General features: G+C 65.5%; 12 protein-coding genes and 1 tRNA gene. 10 read left to right on the top strand and 3 right to left on the bottom strand.

What is annotated here, in order from left to right; translation table 11 throughout:
* Positions 1–117 precede the first annotated feature (117 nt).
* A complete protein-coding gene (locus QRN52_RS17950; RefSeq protein WP_284754720.1) occupies positions 118–1,485 on the bottom strand; it encodes an MFS transporter in 1,368 nt (455 codons plus the stop codon).
* Positions 1,486–1,732: 247 nt separating this feature from the next.
* Here QRN52_RS17950 and QRN52_RS17945 point away from each other — a divergent pair, with 247 nt between their 5' ends.
* Positions 1,733–2,476: a FadR/GntR family transcriptional regulator gene (locus QRN52_RS17945; protein ID WP_284754718.1), complete on the top strand. Its 744-nt coding sequence runs from the start codon at positions 1,733–1,735 to the stop codon at positions 2,474–2,476.
* Positions 2,477–2,514: 38 nt separating this feature from the next.
* Here QRN52_RS17945 and QRN52_RS17940 read toward each other — a convergent pair.
* Positions 2,515–2,585, bottom strand: a tRNA-Cys gene (locus tag QRN52_RS17940).
* A gap of 212 nt (positions 2,586–2,797) precedes the next feature.
* Here QRN52_RS17940 and QRN52_RS17935 point away from each other — a divergent pair.
* Together QRN52_RS17935 and QRN52_RS17930 are read left to right on the top strand one after the other, a co-directional pair.
* On the top strand, positions 2,798–4,522 hold the full coding sequence (locus QRN52_RS17935) for a D-apionate lactonase family protein (RefSeq protein WP_284754716.1): 1,725 nt from the start codon (positions 2,798–2,800) through the stop codon (positions 4,520–4,522).
* A gap of 18 nt (positions 4,523–4,540) precedes the next feature.
* Complete coding sequence (locus QRN52_RS17930; protein ID WP_284754714.1) at positions 4,541–5,296, top strand: SDR family NAD(P)-dependent oxidoreductase; 756 nt, start codon at positions 4,541–4,543, stop codon at positions 5,294–5,296.
* A 113-nt stretch (positions 5,297–5,409) separates the two neighbouring features.
* Here QRN52_RS17930 and QRN52_RS17925 read toward each other — a convergent pair whose 3' ends face one another.
* On the bottom strand, positions 5,410–6,045 hold the full coding sequence (locus QRN52_RS17925; RefSeq protein WP_284754712.1) for a TetR/AcrR family transcriptional regulator: 636 nt from the start codon (positions 6,043–6,045) through the stop codon (positions 5,410–5,412).
* A gap of 185 nt (positions 6,046–6,230) precedes the next feature.
* Between QRN52_RS17925 and QRN52_RS17920 the strand changes: the two genes are divergently transcribed.
* From QRN52_RS17920 to QRN52_RS17890, 7 genes are all read left to right on the top strand, one after another.
* Positions 6,231–7,754 carry an ABC transporter substrate-binding protein gene (locus QRN52_RS17920; RefSeq protein WP_059388462.1) on the top strand — a complete coding sequence of 508 codons (1,524 nt, stop codon included), beginning with the start codon at positions 6,231–6,233 and terminating at the stop codon, positions 7,752–7,754.
* Between the two features lie 84 nt (positions 7,755–7,838).
* Positions 7,839–8,780, top strand: coding sequence for an ABC transporter permease (locus QRN52_RS17915; protein WP_284754710.1), 942 nt, complete (start codon positions 7,839–7,841; stop codon positions 8,778–8,780).
* Positions 8,777–10,627, top strand: coding sequence for a dipeptide/oligopeptide/nickel ABC transporter permease/ATP-binding protein (locus QRN52_RS17910; protein WP_284754709.1), 1,851 nt, complete (start codon positions 8,777–8,779; stop codon positions 10,625–10,627). The genes QRN52_RS17915 and QRN52_RS17910 overlap by 4 nt, the downstream gene beginning before the upstream one ends.
* Complete coding sequence (locus QRN52_RS17905) at positions 10,624–11,484, top strand: ATP-binding cassette domain-containing protein (protein ID WP_269994194.1); 861 nt, start codon at positions 10,624–10,626, stop codon at positions 11,482–11,484. Before QRN52_RS17910 ends, QRN52_RS17905 begins: the two co-directional genes overlap by 4 nt.
* Before the next feature lie 52 nt (positions 11,485–11,536).
* Entirely contained in the window at positions 11,537–12,973 is a 1,437-nt protein-coding gene (locus QRN52_RS17900; protein ID WP_284754707.1) for a GH1 family beta-glucosidase, read from the top strand.
* Between the two features lie 41 nt (positions 12,974–13,014).
* Positions 13,015–15,516, top strand: coding sequence for a glycoside hydrolase family 3 C-terminal domain-containing protein (locus QRN52_RS17895; RefSeq protein ID WP_284754737.1), 2,502 nt, complete (start codon positions 13,015–13,017; stop codon positions 15,514–15,516).
* Positions 15,513–17,057, top strand: a complete 1,545-nt coding sequence (locus tag QRN52_RS17890) for a glycoside hydrolase family 43 protein (protein ID WP_284754706.1) — start codon at positions 15,513–15,515, stop codon at positions 17,055–17,057. Before QRN52_RS17895 ends, QRN52_RS17890 begins: the two co-directional genes overlap by 4 nt.
* The last annotated feature ends 28 nt before the right edge of the window (positions 17,058–17,085 follow it).

Raw genomic sequence — 17,085 nt, 5'->3', positions numbered from 1 at the left:
GAGGATTGGTATGGTGCCGGATGGCGGGGCGGTGTGGCCCAACTGACTGGCAGTTGTTGTCGTTATGGGGGCTCAAAACGACAACAACTGCGAGTTAGTTGGGCGGGCCGGGCCGGGTTAGGGCTCTGCGTGGTGGCCGGCGCCTGCGGGATCCAGTGCCTCTGCGGGGATGCCGTCGCTGGCCTTGCCCCGGCGGCTGAGGACAACCATGAGGATCGAGGACAGGAGCATGAACCCGCCCACCACGAACAGCGGCGCCGTATAGCTGCCGGTCCAGTCCTTGAGCCAGCCGGTGATGTAACCGGCGCTGAAGCCCGCGAGATTACCGACCGTGTTGATCAGCGCGATGCCAGCTGCGGCTGCCGCGCCGGTGAGGAACTGCGTGGGCACCGTCCAGAAGTTCGGCAACGCCGCGAAAATGGACATGGCGGTGATGGTGATGACGGCGATCGTTGCGGCCGGGGATCCTGCGAACAGTGCCAACGGGATGCTGACGGCGCCGGTCAGTGCGGGAAGCGCAATGTGCCACGTCTTGACGCCGCGCTTGGTGGCGTCCCTGGACCAGAAGTACAGGGCGACGGCGGCAGGCAAGTACGGGATAGCCGTGATGAGGCCTTGCTGGAAGACGTCGAACTTCGTTCCGAACTGGGACTCGAAACCCTTGATGATGGTCGGCAGGAAGAAGCCGAGGGCGTAGAGGCCGTAAATGAATCCGAAGTAGATCAGGGAGAGCATCCAAACGCGGCCGTTGCCGAACACTGTGCGGACGCTGACGTGCTTGTTGCTGGCAGCGGTTGCTTCCTTTTCCTTTGCAAGGGCACCGGTCAGCCAGGTCTTTTCCTCCGACGTCAGCCACTTGGCCTTGGCGGGGGAGTCGGCCAGGTAGAACCAGGAGATGACGCCGATGACGATCGCCGGAATGGCGACGCCGAAGAACATGAACCGCCAGCCTTCAAGGCCGAAGAACACGCCGTGCTGCTGGATCAACGCGCCGGCCAGCGGAGCGCCGATCACCGTGGTCAGGGGCTGTGCCAAGTAGAAGAGCGCCAGGATCTTGCTTCGGTGCTTTGCGGGGACCCAGAGGCTTAGGAAGAGGATTGCGCCAGGGAAGAATCCGGCCTCGGCCACACCAAGGATGAAACGGAGGACGTAGAGCTGATCCACGTTGCCCACCCAGGTGAACACGAGGGACACAATCCCCCAGCTGACCATGATTCGGGCCAGCCAGCGGCGTGCGCCGAACTTGTGCAAGGCCAGGTTGCTAGGCACCTCGAGCAGGATGTAGCCGATGAAGAAGACTCCGGACGCGAAGCCGAACTGCGCTGCGGAGAGCGCAAGGTCCTTGTTCATGCCGTTGGGGCCGGCGAACGAGATGGCTGTCCGGTCCAGGTAATTGATGAAGAACATCAAGGCGACAAACGGCACCAGCCGGATCGCGACCTTTTTGATGGCCGATCTTTCGACCACCGATTGTGTGGTGTCCACATTGACTCCTAGAGGTTGCCGGAGCGCGTTGTCCTTCTGAGGACCAGGCGGCTCGGGTTTTCTTAGTGCCGATCCGTGGACTTCGATGCCGCAGGACCGAGCTAAGCGTGTGATAAAAACCATAAGCCCTCGAGAGCAAATTGGTCAACCGGTTGACTGATCCTAATTTTCGCGCACCGCACTCGCGCTCGATCGCGGGGTGCTTGGGTGCGGGAGAAATTGGTCATCCGGTTGCTACGCTGTGAAGATGTCAGCGAATTCCGCCGCCGCAGCGGCTCATATGACGGCAGCCCTTGCCCCCATGGAGCACGGCTCCGTGGTCTCCGAGGTTGCAGAGAGGCTGCTCGCGTACTTCACGAGCGGCGACATCGCGGCGGGGACCCGCCTCCCGGCTGAGCGGCAACTGGCGGCTTCGCTCGGCGTTGGGCGTTCGGCGGTTCGCGAGGCGTTGGCCGCGTTGGAAATCCTCGGCATCGTCATCGTCCGGCCGGGTTCCGGGACCTACTTGCGCGACGGCGTCTCCGAATTGCTGCCCCGCACCCTCAGTTGGGGACTCATGCTGGGCGAGCCACGCACACGCGAACTCGTCGAGCTGCGCAGTGGACTGGAGGTCCAGGCGGTTCAGTTGGCCGCAGCCCGCATTACTGACGAGGCGTTGGGGCGCATGCGAACCAACCTTGACTCGATGGAGGCCGGGCTGGACAACCTCGCTGTTTTTGTCGAGGCCGACGCCGCATTCCATAAGGAAATCGCGACCGCTTCCGGGAACCAGGTCCTCCAGGAACTCCTGCAGAGCATTAGGTCGCTCTTGCGAATTTGGGTGGACCGGGCGCTGACCGATGAAGGCCATGCCGCCGCCGCGCTCGCCGAGCATCGCGCGATCTTCAAGGCCCTCGAGTCCCGGGACGCCGCCTTGGTGACAGAGGCCATGGTCTCGCACATGGGCACAGCGTCTCGCCGCCTGCTGGCGGGCTACGACGCAGCCCAATAGCTCGGCCCCTGGGCGTTTCGCCCAGGACAACACATGAGACGTGGTGGCGGGATTCGAACCCGCGTGCGCTGCTTTGCAGGCAGCTCCCTGGCCTCTTGGGTACACCACGTGCATCGAGGTTAGGCAGGCTGCAGTGCGCGAACCAATAATGGTTTCGAAGCCTTTCGCTAGGTTTCGCGGCGTTGCTTCGGGTGACCTTCCGCGACGCGGGTTGCATCGCATGAGCTCCCAAATATTGGTCAACCGGTTGACTCGTCGCATGGTGCGCATCACAATTGAATCCGATTGCGCTTACTTCCCTCCTCGCTGCAAAGGCCTGCTGTGATCAATGACGAAAACCACTCCAGGCTGTTCGCCCCGTCGGAAACGGTGGAAGCGGCAGCTTGGCGGGCCGAGCTACGCAACGATGAACTCTCGGACATCACGTTCAACGGCATACCGGTACTCCGGGCCATTCGCGCAGTGGTCCGCGACCACGACTGGCGCACCCTCGGGCCTACTGTCAGCCGGGTCGCGCAACACGCCGACGGTGCCACCACGCTCCTACTCGACATCGACTTCGCCGGTTTCGGTTCCAGCTACACCGGCGAGCTCGCCATTCACCTCATGAAGGACAGCGTCAAGGTGACGTTCGACGGCGTCGCTCCCGCTGCCTTCCGCAGCAACCGGATCGGACTCGTGGTGCTGCACAGCCCAGACGACGCCGGCCTTGCGGTGACCATCGGCAGTCCCGGCGGCGCCAGCTCGCCGTCGTTCTTCCCCAAGGACATCAGTCCGCACCAACCCTTCCTGGACGTTTCTTTGATGGAATGGGAGCGCGACGGAACGCGGTTCAGGCTCGACTTCCATGGCGACGTCTTCGAAACCGAAGACCAGCGGAACTGGACGGACGCCTCGTTCAAGACGTACAGCACGCCGCTTTCGAAGCCGTTTCCGGTGGATGTTTCCGCCGGCGACCGCGTCCACCAGTCGGTGCTCCTGACGGCGACGCCCGGGCCTGTGGTGCCTGTTCTTCGACCGGGTCCGGAACGTGTGCTCACGGTACTCGACGGCGGCACGGCCCGGGTGCCGGCGCTTTCGCTTTCGGCTACTTCGGCCACAGCACCCAGAACCCGTTCCGAGCCCATTCCCGGCCTGGACGCGCTGCTTCTGGAGCTCGCGCCCGGGCCCGACGCTGAGGGCTCGATCCGGCGGGCCACGGATGAGGCCATGGATCTGGACGTTCCGTTGGATGTGCGCCTGTCCGTCGATTCGCCGGATCGCATCGGTGAACTCCTCGATCTCCTCCCCTTGGACAAAGTGCTGCGGCTCGCGGTGTTCGACGCTTTCAGCCACGTCACGGAGCCAGGGCTCTGGGATGAACTCAAGGACCAGGCTCGGCAGCGCGGATTTAGCGGCGCACTGCTTGCCGGTGCGCGATCGCACTTCACCGAGCTGAACCGCAACGCGGGCCGCCTCCCCCCGGACGCCGACGCCGTGTCCTTCAGCATCACCCCGCAGATGCACGCCACCGAGGTGCCGCACGTCGTCGAAACCCTGCCAATGCAGCGGCTCGTCGCGCTCAACGCACTCCGGATCGGCTCGGGACGGCCGCTGCACCTCGGGCCGGTGACCCTGAAGGCGCGGTTCAACGCCGTCGCCACCGAAGGCGACGAAGCGGCAGCCGAAGCCACCGACCCGCTGCAGCCTGAGACATTTACAGCCGCCTGGCTGATGGGAAGCATCGCGGCGCTCAGCGTTCCCGGCGTCGAATCCGTCAGCTATTTCGAGGCAACAGGACCGCGCGGTATCCGTGAAACCGGCGGCCTCACGCCCGCGGGCGAGCTGCTGGCCGCCGTCGCGGCCGTGCGCGGGTGCGAGGTCCTTGACGTGGCCGGCGAGGTGCCCGGCGTCGTGTTGTATCCCGTGCGCGACGGCGGCCGGACGGTTTTGTTTGCCGCTAACCTCACTGCCAAATCGCTGAGCGTCGTCGTGCGGCTGCCGGGCGGCGACAGTACCAATCTTGAACTTGAGCCGTGGACTGCTGTTGTCCGCCGCGTCGACTGAACTGAAAGAGGAACCACAATGAGTAAACGGCTGGACGGCAAGACCGCCCTTGTCACGGGAGCAGGCTCCGGCATCGGACTGGCGGTGGCCCAGCGCTTCGTTGCCGAGGGCGCCCGGGTGTATTTCGCCGACATCAACCTGGAAGCCGCCGAGAAGGCTGCCGCTGTCACGGGATCAGCCCTCGCACAGGCTTTGCGCATGGATATCTCGGACGAAGCAAGCGTGTCTGCGGCCTACGCTGCCGTGGCGGAAGGCGGAGCGCTCGACGTCGTCGTGGCCAATGCCGGGGTGCAGTTGTTCGGGCAAGATGCCCGCGTGGGGGACCTGGACCTGGCGGTCTGGGAGAAGACCGTCGCGATCAACCAGCGCGGGACCTTCCTGACCCTCAAGCACGCAATCCGTGCCATGGAGGGTCGTGGCGGGTCGATCATTTGCACAGGCAGCCCCACCGCCGTGGTGGCTTGCGGGCAAACCTTCACCGCGTATACGAGTTCCAAGGCCGGGGTACATGGCTTGGCGCGGGTTGTTGCCGCCGACTACGCCGCCGCGGGCATCCGGGTCAACACCGTGGTGCCGGGCTACACCGAGACCCCGCTTGTTCGGACCATCGCGGACGATCCCGTGAGCCGTGCCGGGCTGGTGGATTCCACGATGCTGGGCCGGCCCGGAACCGCGGCCGACGTCGAAGGCATCATGGTGTTCCTCGCCAGCGACGACTCCGCGTACGCCACTGGCGGGCTGTTCACCGTGGATGGCGGCCTGACGGCGCTGTGACGCGAGGCACCCGCCTTAGCCGGAGCCCCGCCGCCCCGCCTTACCCAACTAACTCGCAGTTGTTGTCGTTTAGAGGGCTCAAAACGACAACAAATGCGAGCTAGTTGGGTGGGTTAGAAGCTTTCTGTCGTGACGGCGTTCAAGTAGGCCGCGACTTCGGAGGGCATGTCCACGGAATCGTTGTCGAGAAGCCACTGGACCTGCAAACCGTCCATGAGCGCGATCAATTGGCGTGCGGCTGCGGTGGGCACGATGCCCGGCCGTAGCTTGCCCTCGTTTGCCATATGCGAGAAGGCATCGCTCAGCAAGTGGCGTACCCGCTCGTACCGGTCAAGGAAGTACTGGTGGGCCGGGTGCTCGGGGTCGGTGGCTTCCGCGGACAGTACGCAGTACAGGGCCACGAGGCCTGGGATGGTGGTGTTGTGCCGGGAAAGATCCACCATGGCATGCATCAGGTCCGCACCCTTGGCATCCAAGGCTCCGGTGTAGATTGCGGACTCGTCGTCGCGGAAGGTCAAGAGCGCCTCAAGCAAGGCTTCCTTGCTCGGAAAGTGGTGCAGGAGCCCGGCTTGGGTCAGGCCCACTTTGTCCGCCACGTCTTTCAGCGAGCCTGAGCGGTAGCCCGAGGATGAAAAGACGTCGAAAGCGGCCTTCAGGATTTCCTGCCTCCGCGCCTCCGTCTTGGCATAAGTGCCGCGGCGCCCTCGACGCACCGTTTCGGGCGGGGTGCCGCCCACAGTCTCTTTCATGAATCCACCCTAACAACGTCGATTTCTAATAAGTCCATCAATTGGTCAACCGCTGTGCGCATCGTCACATTTCATAACGATTCAAAAAGTTCGTCAAAAACCTAGTGGTCGCTAGGTTTTTGATGTTACGGTCTTTCCCAATGGCCGTCCATGGTGGACGCCACTGATCGTGAAAGGGACCAAAGATGTTCCGATCCAAGCGAATGGCCGCAGTCATTGCGGCTGTTGCCCTGGGGCTCACTGCTTGTGGTGGTGGCGGAGCCGCCGCCCCCCAGGACCAGTCCTCCCAAACCCTGACCCTGGGCGCGCTGTTGGCGCCCAAGACCTTCGCTGCAAACCAGTCCGAGTTCGCCAACCTCTCGCCGTTCTACCAGGCCGTGTACGACACTTTGATCCGGATGAAGCCGGATGGCTCGCTCGTTCCGATGCTGGCCAAAGACTGGAAGTACAACGCGGACAAGACCGTCCTGACACTCACCCTGCGTGATGACGTCAAGTTCACCGACGGCACCCCCTTCAACGCCGACGCCGCGAAGCAAAACCTTGAACGCTTCAAGGCAGGAACGTCTCCGGATGCACAGTTCATGGCGGCACTGAAGACTGCCAAAGCCGTGGACGCAACCACCCTGGAACTGACCCTGTCCGCCCCGGACCCGGCGTTCCTGAACTACCTGTCCAAGGACGCGTCCTTCATGCAGAGCCCGGCGTCCTTCGGCAACGCCGACATCGCCACCAAGCCCGTAGGCTCCGGTCCGTATGTGCTGGATACCGCAGCCACCGTGACCGGCACGTCCTACAGCTACCACCGCAACCCGAATTACTGGGACAAGAGCCTGGTGCACTACGACAACCTGGTCCTCAACGTCTACGGCGACCAGACCTCCCTGCTGAACGCCATCAAGTCCGGGCAGCTCAACGCCGCCAACACCGCTGACAACAACACCCTCACGGAGATCCAGGCTGCCGGTTACAAGGTCAACCCACTCCAGCTCAACTGGGCAGGGCTCATCCTGTTTGATCGGGCCGGTACCACCAACCCCGCGCTCAAGGACGTCCGCGTCCGCCAGGCACTCAACTACGCCTTCGACACCAAGGCGATGCTGCAGTCAATCGGCCAGGGCTATGGCGAGCTGACCACCCAGGTGTTCCCGCCGTCGTCGGCTGCCTATGACAAGTCCCTGGACTCCCGCTACGCCTACAACCCCGCCAAGGCCAAGGAACTGCTTGCCCAGGCCGGATACGCCAGCGGGCTGACCTTGAAGCTGCCGTCCTCGGCGCTCATGGGCAACACCCTCCCGGCTCTGATCACCCAGCAGCTCAAGGATGTCGGCATCACGGCTGAGTTCACGGACACCGGCAACAACTTCATCGCCGACCTCCTGGCGCCGAAGTATGGCGTGAGCTACATGATCCTGGAGCAGCAGTCCGACTGGCAGCTGATCAACATGAAGATCGCTCCCGGTGCCCCGTGGAACCCGTACAAGTACGAGGACCCGAAAGTGGACGAGCTGATCAACAAGATCCACGTCGGTTCTACGGATGAGCAGACGGCCGCCGCTAAGGAACTGAACAAGTACATCGTGGAGCAAGCATGGTTCGCTCCGTGGTACCGCCCGCAGTCCAGCTTCGTCACCGATGCCAAGACCAAGGTCGAGGTCCAGACGGGTAACGCCTACCCGTTCATCTGGTCCTTCTCTCCCGCCTCCTAGCGGACAGCTGCCGGGACCGGACCACTTGCTGACACAAGCGGCCCGGTCCCGGCGGCCCCAGGAACCTTCCCTTAAGGAACTTTGATGTACCGTTTCGTGCTGCGCCGCCTGCTTTCGGGCGTCCTCCTGCTGTTCGTCATTACAACGGTCGCCTACTTGCTGCTGTACGCGGGTGGCGGCGATATCGCCCGCCGCATCGTGGGCCCCACAGCCAGCCAGGCCCAGGTGACACTGAAGGCCTCCCAGCTAGGACTGAACCGCCCGCTCGTGGTCCAGTACTGGGATTGGCTCACCCACGCCCTCACTGGCGACCTTGGACGCTCGTGGTTCAACGGCCAGCTGGTCAGCACCGGCGTCACCAGCCGGGTGTCCGTGACCCTCTCGCTGGTGTTGGGCGCCACCATCATCGCGGCGGTGATCTCCGTGGTCATCGCTGTCCTGGCCGCAGTGCGCCGGGGCTGGGCGGACCGTGTGGTCCAGTTCGTGGGCGTTCTGGGCTTCGCGATTCCCGGCTTCCTGATCGCTTTGGGACTCGTGTCCCTGTTCGCCTTGAACCTCAAGTGGTTCAAGGCCACCGGTTATGTACCGATTACGACGTCGTTCGGCGGTTGGGCGGCCACGGTCACCTTGCCGATCATCGCCCTTTCGATCGGCTGCATCGCCTCGGTGGTCCAGCAGGTCCGGGGATCCCTGATCGATGCCCTCCGCCAAGACTATGTCCGCACGCTCCGGGCCCGCGGCCTCTCCTTCAACCGGGTGGTGTACAGGCATGTACTGCGCAACGCCGGCGGTCCTGCCCTGGCAGTCCTCGCGGTCCAGTTCATCGGCCTGCTCGGCGGTGCCGTGATCGTTGAACAGATTTTCGCCCTGCCCGGCCTCGGGCAGATCGCCGTTGCCGCCACCAGCCAGGGGGACATCCCGGTGGTGATGGGCGTCGTCGTCGCCACCGCCGCCATCGTGGTGATCGTCAACCTCATCATCGACCTCGCCCAAGGCTGGCTCAACCCGAAAGTTCGGCTGTCATGATCGACACTTCCATCGCGTTGCCCACCCAGGCAGCCAAAGTCTCCTTGTTCCGCAAGCTCCTCACGAACCCCACCGGCGCCGTATCCATGCTGGTCCTCGCGATCGTGGCCTTGGCCGCGGTGCTTGCACCTGTGCTCGCAACGCATGACCCCGGCCTGGCCAGCCTGCAGTCGGTCCTGGCCAAGTCCAGCCCGGACCACGTGCTGGGAGCGGACAGTGCCGGGCGCGACGTCTTCAGCCGACTGCTCTTCGCGGGGCAGTTCAGCCTGGCCGGGGCGCTGTTGGCGCTCGTGGTCGCCGTCGCGATCGGCGTCACGGGCGGCCTGGTCGCCGGATACTACGGCGGCTGGTTCGATTCGGCGTCCTCCTGGCTCACCGGCCTGCTCATGGCAATGCCCGGCATTGTCATCCTGTTGGCCGCACGGGCCGTCGTCGGACCCTCGATGTGGCTGTCCATGATGATCTTCGGCGTCCTGCTTTCCCCGGCCTACTTCCGCCTGGTGTACGCCTGCGTGACGGCGGTGCGCAACGAACTGTACGTCGACGCGGCGCGGGTCTCCGGGCTCAGCGACTTCCGGATCATCGGCCGCCACATCCTCACCGTGGTGCGCGCGCCCGTCATCATCCAGTCCGCCATGGTCCTTGGCATCGCCATCGCCATCCAGGCCGGCTTGGAATTCCTTGGCCTGGGCGATCTGAACATCCCCACGTGGGGGAGCATGCTCAACGACGGCTTCATCAACCTCTACAAGGCACCCACCCTGGTGTTGTGGCCAAGCCTCGTCCTCGGCGTCGTCTGCATCGCACTGACCCTGCTGGCCAATGCGATGCGCGACGAACTCGAGCGCAGCCGCGGGCCGGTAAAGCGCCGCCGCAAGGGGGCCGCCGTCGCCGATTCCGCAGAAGCTGCCGCCAAGCGCGGCGAGCCCGCCGTGGTGCATCCCGAAACACCCGCCGGTGCACGCACTGCTAGCGCCGGTGAGGTCCTTCTGGAGGTGACCGACCTGGGCGTCGGCTACGATCAGCCCGACGGTTCCACCACCCATGTGGTGAACCATGTGGGCCTCACGGTCCGCCGCGGAGAGGTTCATGGTCTGGTGGGCGAGTCCGGCTCGGGCAAGACCCAGACTGCTTTCTCTATCCTCCGGCTCCTGCCGCAGGGCGGACGCGTCACCGGCGGCTCCATCGTCTTCGACGGCACGGACCTGGCCCGCCTCTCCGAGAAGGAAATGACGAAGGTCCGCGGCAAGCGCATCGCCTATATCCCGCAGGAACCCATGAGTAACCTGGACGCCGCGTTCACGATCGGCAGCCAGCTCATGGAGCCCATGCGGGTATGCCTGGGCATATCCAAAGCGGAGGCACGGAAGCGCGCACTGGCCCTGCTGGCCAAAGTGGGGATTCCCCACCCCGAACGGACCTTCAACGCCTACCCGCACGAGATCTCCGGAGGCATGGCCCAACGGGTGCTGATCGCCGGCGCGGTTTCCTGCGAGCCGGACCTGCTTATCGCGGACGAGCCCACTACGGCATTGGACGTCACCGTGCAGGCCGAAGTGCTTGACCTGCTGCGCGAACTCCAGGACGAGCTGAAAATGGGCGTCATCCTGGTGACCCACAACTTCGGTGTCGTCGCCGATCTGTGCGATCGCGTGACCGTGATGCAGACAGGCCGCGTCGTGGAAACCGGGCCCGTCCGGACCATCTTCAAGGACGCCCGCCACCCTTATACCAAGCAGTTGCTGGAAGCGATCCTCGAGGACGCAGCGCCGCGTGGCCCCCTCACAAGCAATGCACGGCCGAGCAAAGACGGATCCCTCACCAGCCTGACAGGAGTGAAGCCATGACCGAAACACTGCTCGACGTCCGGGACGTCGTCGTCGAATATCCCCTCAAGGGCTTCCGGAAGGAACCGTTCAAGGCCCTCAAGGGCGTCTCCCTCGACATCCGGCCTGGCGAGACGGTGGGCCTGGTGGGGGAGTCGGGCTCCGGCAAGACCACGCTGGGCCGCGCCGTGCTGGGGCTCGCCCCGGTCACCGGTGGAAGCATCAAATACCGCGGCCAGGAAATCTCCAAAGCCACCCGCGCCCAGCGCAAGGAGCTCAGCCACGAGATCCAGGTGGTGTTCCAGGACCCGTACACCTCACTCAACCCGTCCATGACCATCGAGCAGATCCTCACCGAGCCGCTCACGGTCCGGAAAGTGGAACGCCAGGCCGCCAACAAGCGGGTCGCCGAGCTCCTGGACCAGGTCCGGTTGCCGCACGGCGCCGCCCACCGGCTGCCACGCGAGTTCTCCGGCGGGCAGCGCCAACGCATCGCCATCGCCCGGGCATTGGCACTGGATCCGAAGTTGATCGTGTGCGACGAACCCGTCTCGGCCCTGGACCTCTCCACCCAAGCCACGGTGCTGGACCTTTTCATCGAGATCCAGGAACGCACCGGCGTCGCCTACCTCTTTGTCTCCCACGACCTCGCGGTGGTCCGCCACCTCAGCCACCGCGTGGCCGTGATGTATCACGGCGAAATCGTGGAATGGGGCGACGGCGAGCAAGTCACCGGAGAACCAGAGCATCCCTACACCCAGCGACTCTTCATGGCCGCCCCGGTCCCGGATCCGGACCGGCAAGCCCAACGCCGCGCCGACCGCCTCCGCTTGCTGGACATCCAGCACCAGCAGAACGTCCAAGCCGGCGTGGCCTGACCCGCCGCAAGTCCCACCTTCAGAGCAACACAGACACACGAAAGGCGAGCCCATGACGCAGCCGCCACTGTCCGCGAGCCCGGAACTCTCCCCGGCCGCCGCTTTTCCCGCCGACTTCGCCTGGGGCGTGGCCACCGCGGCCTACCAAATCGAGGGTGCAGTCAACGAGGGCGGACGCGGCCAGAGCATTTGGGACACCTTCTCCCACCAGCCGGGCACCACCATCCACGGTGACAACGGAGACATCGCCTGCGACCACTTCCACCGCTGGGAAGCTGATCTCGACCTCATGGCCGAACTGGGCATCCCGTCCTATCGGCTGTCCTTGTCCTGGTCCCGCCTGCAGCCCACCGGCGTCGGTCCGCTCAACCCCGAGGGCGTGCGCTTCTACCGTGATCTGCTGGCAGGCTGCGTCGCCCGCGGTATCACCCCGTACGTGACGCTCTACCACTGGGACCTGCCGCAAACACTGCAGGACGACGGCGGTTGGCCGGCCCGGCACACGGCCTACCGTTTCGCGGAGTACTCCGGACTCGTGGCCGAGGCCCTCGGCGACCTCGCCGAGCATTGGATCACCATCAACGAGCCGATGTGCGCGGCCTTCCTTGGCCACTCCTGGGGAATGCAGGCCCCGGGCTTCAAGGATGACCGCCTTGCGGTGCGTGCAGCCCATCACTTGCTCCTGGCCCATGGCCTGGCGCTGGCCGAATTCCGTGCCCGCCGCCCCGAGGCCAAAGTGGGCATCACCAATATCATCGGCAACCTCAACCCGGCCAGCGATTCCGAAGCCGACCGCAAGGCTACGGAATACTGGGACGCCGTCAGCAACCGGATCTTCCTGGAGCCTGTCTACCGGGGTCGCTACGCGGACGCCACCATCGCAGCCTACGGCCAGTACGGCCTGACCGCCACGGGCCAAGGGGCCTCGGCCGACGACCTCGTCCAGCCCGGCGACCTGGCCATCATCTCGGCACCCGGCGACTTTGCCGGCATCAACCACTACACCAACATGCTGGTTTCCGCGGACGAAGCAGCCCCGGGAGGGGCAAGCTGGACGCATGTGCAGCCTGCGCCGTCGTCGTTCGGTTGGTCCAATACGCCCGCGGCACTCAAGGCGGTACTCAAGCGGGTCGCCGCCGAGTACACCTCCCTTCCGCTGTACGTCACGGAAAACGGCGTCACGTTCCACGACTACGTGGATCCGAACGGCGAGGTCCGCGACCCCGAACGCATCGACTACCTGCGCGGCTACATTTCCGCGGTGGGCGAGGCGATCGCCGACGGCGTGGACGTCCGCGGCTACTTCGCGTGGTCCTTCATGGACAACTTCGAATGGGCCGAAGGCTACGACAAGCGCTTCGGGCTGGTCTACGTGGACTACGGCACCCAGGCCCGCATCCCCAAGTGGAGTGCGTACTGGTACCGGGACATCATTGCCGCCCGGCGCGAAGCCGCCGGGGCCGCAGTCACCACAGGTGCCACCGCATGAGCATCGACACTTCATCCCTCAAGACAGACAAGAAAGCCACCATGGAACTCCTCACCGACCAGACCATCGACCAACGCCTTGAGTCCCTCCTGGCCCAGCTGAGCCTGGAGGAGAAGGTGCGGTTGCTGACGGGCCGGGACTTCTGGACCACCTGGCCGGTGGAGAAGATCGGTCTGCGGCGGATGTTGTTCTCGGATGGGCCTACCGGGGTGCGCGGTGAGGTGTGGGATGAGCGGCAGCCGTCGATGAACTTCCCGTCCGCGACGGCGATCAGCTCGTCCTGGGATCCCGCGATGGCGGACCGTCTGGGGGCTGCGTCGGCGGTCGAGGCCCGCCGCAAGGGCGTCGACGTCGTGCTGGGCCCGACGATCAACCTGCACCGTTCCCCGCTGGGCGGCCGGCATTTCGAGGCGTTCAGCGAGGACCCGGTCCTGACTGCCGAGCTCGCGGCGGCGTATGTGGCCGGGGTGCAGCGCAACGGCGTCGGTGCGACCCCGAAGCATTACGTGGCCAATGATTCGGAGACGGACCGGTTCACGGTGGATGTGAAGGTGGGGGGACGGGCCCTGCGGGAGCTGTATCTGCTGGCGTTCGAGAAGGCCATCGTGGACTCGAAGGCGTGGCTTGTGATGAGCGCGTACAACTCGGTCAACGGCGCCACGGCCACGGAGAACGTGCTGCTCGAGTCGCCGCTGAACACTGAGTGGGGTTTCGACGGCGTGGTGATCAGCGACTGGACCGCGGTGCGCAGCGTGGAAAGCGCGAAGCACTCCCAGGACTTGGTGATGCCGGGTCCGGACGGGCCCTGGGGTTCGGCGCTCGTGCTGGCGGTGAAGTGCGGAACTGTTTCGGAGGCCGCGGTTGACCGGAAGGTGTTGCGGATCCTGCAGCTCGCCGCCCGGGTGGGCGCCTTGGAAGGTTTCGAACCCGTGGCAGCGGAGCCGGTGGACCGGGAGGATCCGGTCGCGTTCGCCCGGGAAGCATCCGTGGCCGGGACCGTGATGGTAAAGAACGACGGCGTGCTGCCGCTGGCTCCCGGCTCTGTCACCAGCGTCGCGGTGATCGGGCACAATGCCCGCCATGCCAGGACCCAGGGCGGCGGGTCCGCGACCGTGGTCCCGGAAAGGATCGTCACCCCGCTGGACGGGATCCGTGAAGCGTTCGGCCCGGAGAACGTCAGCTACAACGTGGGCGCGGTGGTGCAGGAAGGCATCGCCGAACTGCCCCTCGATCAGCTCACCAACCCGGTGACCGGCGGCCCTGGGCTGCGGGTACGCTTCTTTGCGTCCACCGGAAAGGAACTCTTCGCGGAGGACCGCCGCTCCACCGCGCTGGTCTGGTTCGGCGGGGACGCCCCCATCGCGGAGTCCTCCATGGTCCAGTTCCATACCCACTACACGCCGGAGGAGACCGGCACCATCCGTCTGGGCTTCTCCACCGTGGGGCATGGGCGGATCTTCGTGGACGGGGTCCTTGCGCATGAGGCATCCATCGAGGCGACGGGCACGGACCTGGGCGCTGCGTTCCTGGCCCCGCCCTCTGCCTCCGTTTCGCTCGCGGCCACGGCGGGTGTTCCGCTGGAAGTGACGGTGGAACTGGACCTCGCCGGGCGCAGCGGCGCCCTGGGCAACGCCCTGGCTGTGACCATCGGGCTCGAAGCGGACAACACGGACCCCGAGGCCCTCATCAACGACGCCGTCGAAGCGGCGAAAGCGGCGCATGTCGCCGTCGTCGTGGTCGGTACGAACTCGCGCGTCGAATCCGAAGGCTACGACCGCACCACCCTGGAGCTTCCGGGCCTGCAGGACCGCCTGGTCCATGCCGTCGCGGCGGCCAACCCGCGCACCGTGGTGGTGGTAAACTCCGGGTCCCCGGTGCTGCTGCCCTGGCGCGACGAGGTCGCCGCGACCCTCATCGGGTACTTCGGCGGGCAGGAATTCGGCACCGCCCTCGCCGACATCCTCACTGGCGCGGCCGAACCCGGCGGCCGGCTTCCGACCACCTGGCCCGCGACCCAGGAGGACGTGCCGGTCATCAACACCACCCCGGACGCGAACGGGGAACTCGCCTATACCGAAGGCATCCACATCGGCTACCGGGCCTGGCTCAAAGCAGGGACGGAACCGGCCTACGAATTCGGGCACGGACTCGGCTACACCGACTGGACCCTCGACGCCGCCGAAGCGCCCGGCACCGAGGTTCCCGGCGCCGTCGTGCCCCTGACCGTAACGCTGTCCAACACCGGCAACCGCGCCGGCAAGCAGGTGGTGCAGGTCTATGCCGAACGGCCCGGCTCCGTCGTGGACCGTCCCGTGCGCTGGCTCGTCGCCTCCGCCCCCGTGTGGGCCGAACCCGGCGAAACGCTCACCGCGGCAATCGACGTGCCCACCAGGCTGCTGGCCTACTGGGACAACGGCTGGACGTACGAACCCGGTGGCTACCGCCTCCGCATCGGCACGTCAGTCAGCGATCTGCCGCTCGAAACCGTTCTCACCCTGACCGACGCAACCCAGACCGACTCAAACCAGGACGGTGTTGCATGAACTTCCCTAACCCACTGATTCCGGGCTTCAACCCCGATCCCAGCATCGTCAAGGTCGGCGAGGACTACTACCTCGCGACCTCCACCTTCGAATACCTCCCCGGCATCCCGATCTACCACAGCACCGACCTGGTCAACTGGGACCGGATCGGCCACGTGGTGGACCGGGAAGGGCAGCTCGACTCAACGGACGTGCCGACCCTTGGAGGCGCGTGGGCACCCACAATCCGTTTCCACGACGGCCTCTTCTACGTCGCTGTCACCGACGCGATGGCACGCGGGACCCTGGTGTTCACGGCCGAGAACCCCTCCGGCCCGTGGAGCGACGGACTCGTCATTGAGGGAGCCATCGGCATCGACCAGGACCTTGCCTGGGACGAGGACGGCACCGCCTACATGACGTACTCGGGACTCGACACGGTCACCGGGAACATCGGCGAGCACGGCGGCATCCTCCAGGTCCGCGTGGATTTGGAAGCGGGCAAGGCCGTTGAGGAGCCCCGGAGCGTGTGGTCCGGTACCGGGCTGATGTTCCCCGAGGCACCTCATCTGTACCGGCACGGCGACTACTGGTACCTCATGATCGCCGAGGGCGGCACTGAGCGCGGACACAGCGTCAGCATTGCCCGCGGGACGTCGCCGGCCGGTCCTTTCGAGGGCAACCCGGCCAACCCCATCTTGAGCGCCCGCAGCACCGAGCGTCCCATCCAGAACACCGGCCACGGCGACCTCGTGCAGACGCCCGACGGCGGCTGGGCCATGGTGCTGTTGGGCATGCGGCCCAAGGGCATGACCCGGGCCTTCTCCGCCTTGGGCCGGGAAACCTTCATCACTCCGGTCACGTGGGAGGACGGCTGGCCGGTGGTCGAACCGGTCATCCTCAACCCCCGCCCCGGCAGCGGCAAATTCGAGGACCACTTTGCGGACTCGGAGCTCGACGGCGGCTGGATCGCCGTGCGGCGATTCCCCGGCACGTTCGCCTCCACCGAGAAGAACCCCGGGCGCCTCACCCTGGTCAGCGACGGCACCGGCCTGGATGATCCCCGGCCTTCCTTCCTGGGCCGCCGCCAGCGGTACCAGGTGGAGACCATCTCTGCCCTGGTGGACACCGGATCGTCCGAGGAACTGGATCCCCTTGCCGCGGAGGAGAGCGCGGGGAAGGGGAACGCCGGCGGCCTCGCCGTCCGTTATGACGAGGCCCACCACTACTCCATCGAACTGAACGGGACCACCCTCACAGCAAGGGCCCGGATCTCCTCGATCGAACAGAGCTGGACGCGACAGGTTCCCGCCGGGCCGCTGGAACTTCGCATCGAAACCCGCCAGCCGGAATCCGGCGCGGGATTCGGGCACCTGAGCTCGGACACCATCGCCCTCCAGGCAGTTGTCGACGGCGAACTGCTCACTTTGGCCGAACTGGACGGCCGCTACCTCTCGGCGGAAACCGCCGCCTCCTTCACGGGACGCGTTTCCGGCGTCTTCGCGAGCCGCGGCACGGTCACGTTCGACTGGTTCCGTAGCGAAGGCCGCGAACCACACTAGGAACTCCAGCGCCCACCCACCCACCGTT

The sequence above is a fragment of the Arthrobacter sp. efr-133-R2A-120 genome (genome assembly GCF_030209835.1).
Taxonomy (GTDB): domain Bacteria; phylum Actinomycetota; class Actinomycetes; order Actinomycetales; family Micrococcaceae; genus Arthrobacter.
The sequence above is the reverse complement of the archived record's forward strand: the minus strand, read 5'-3'. Positions and strand labels throughout refer to the sequence as shown.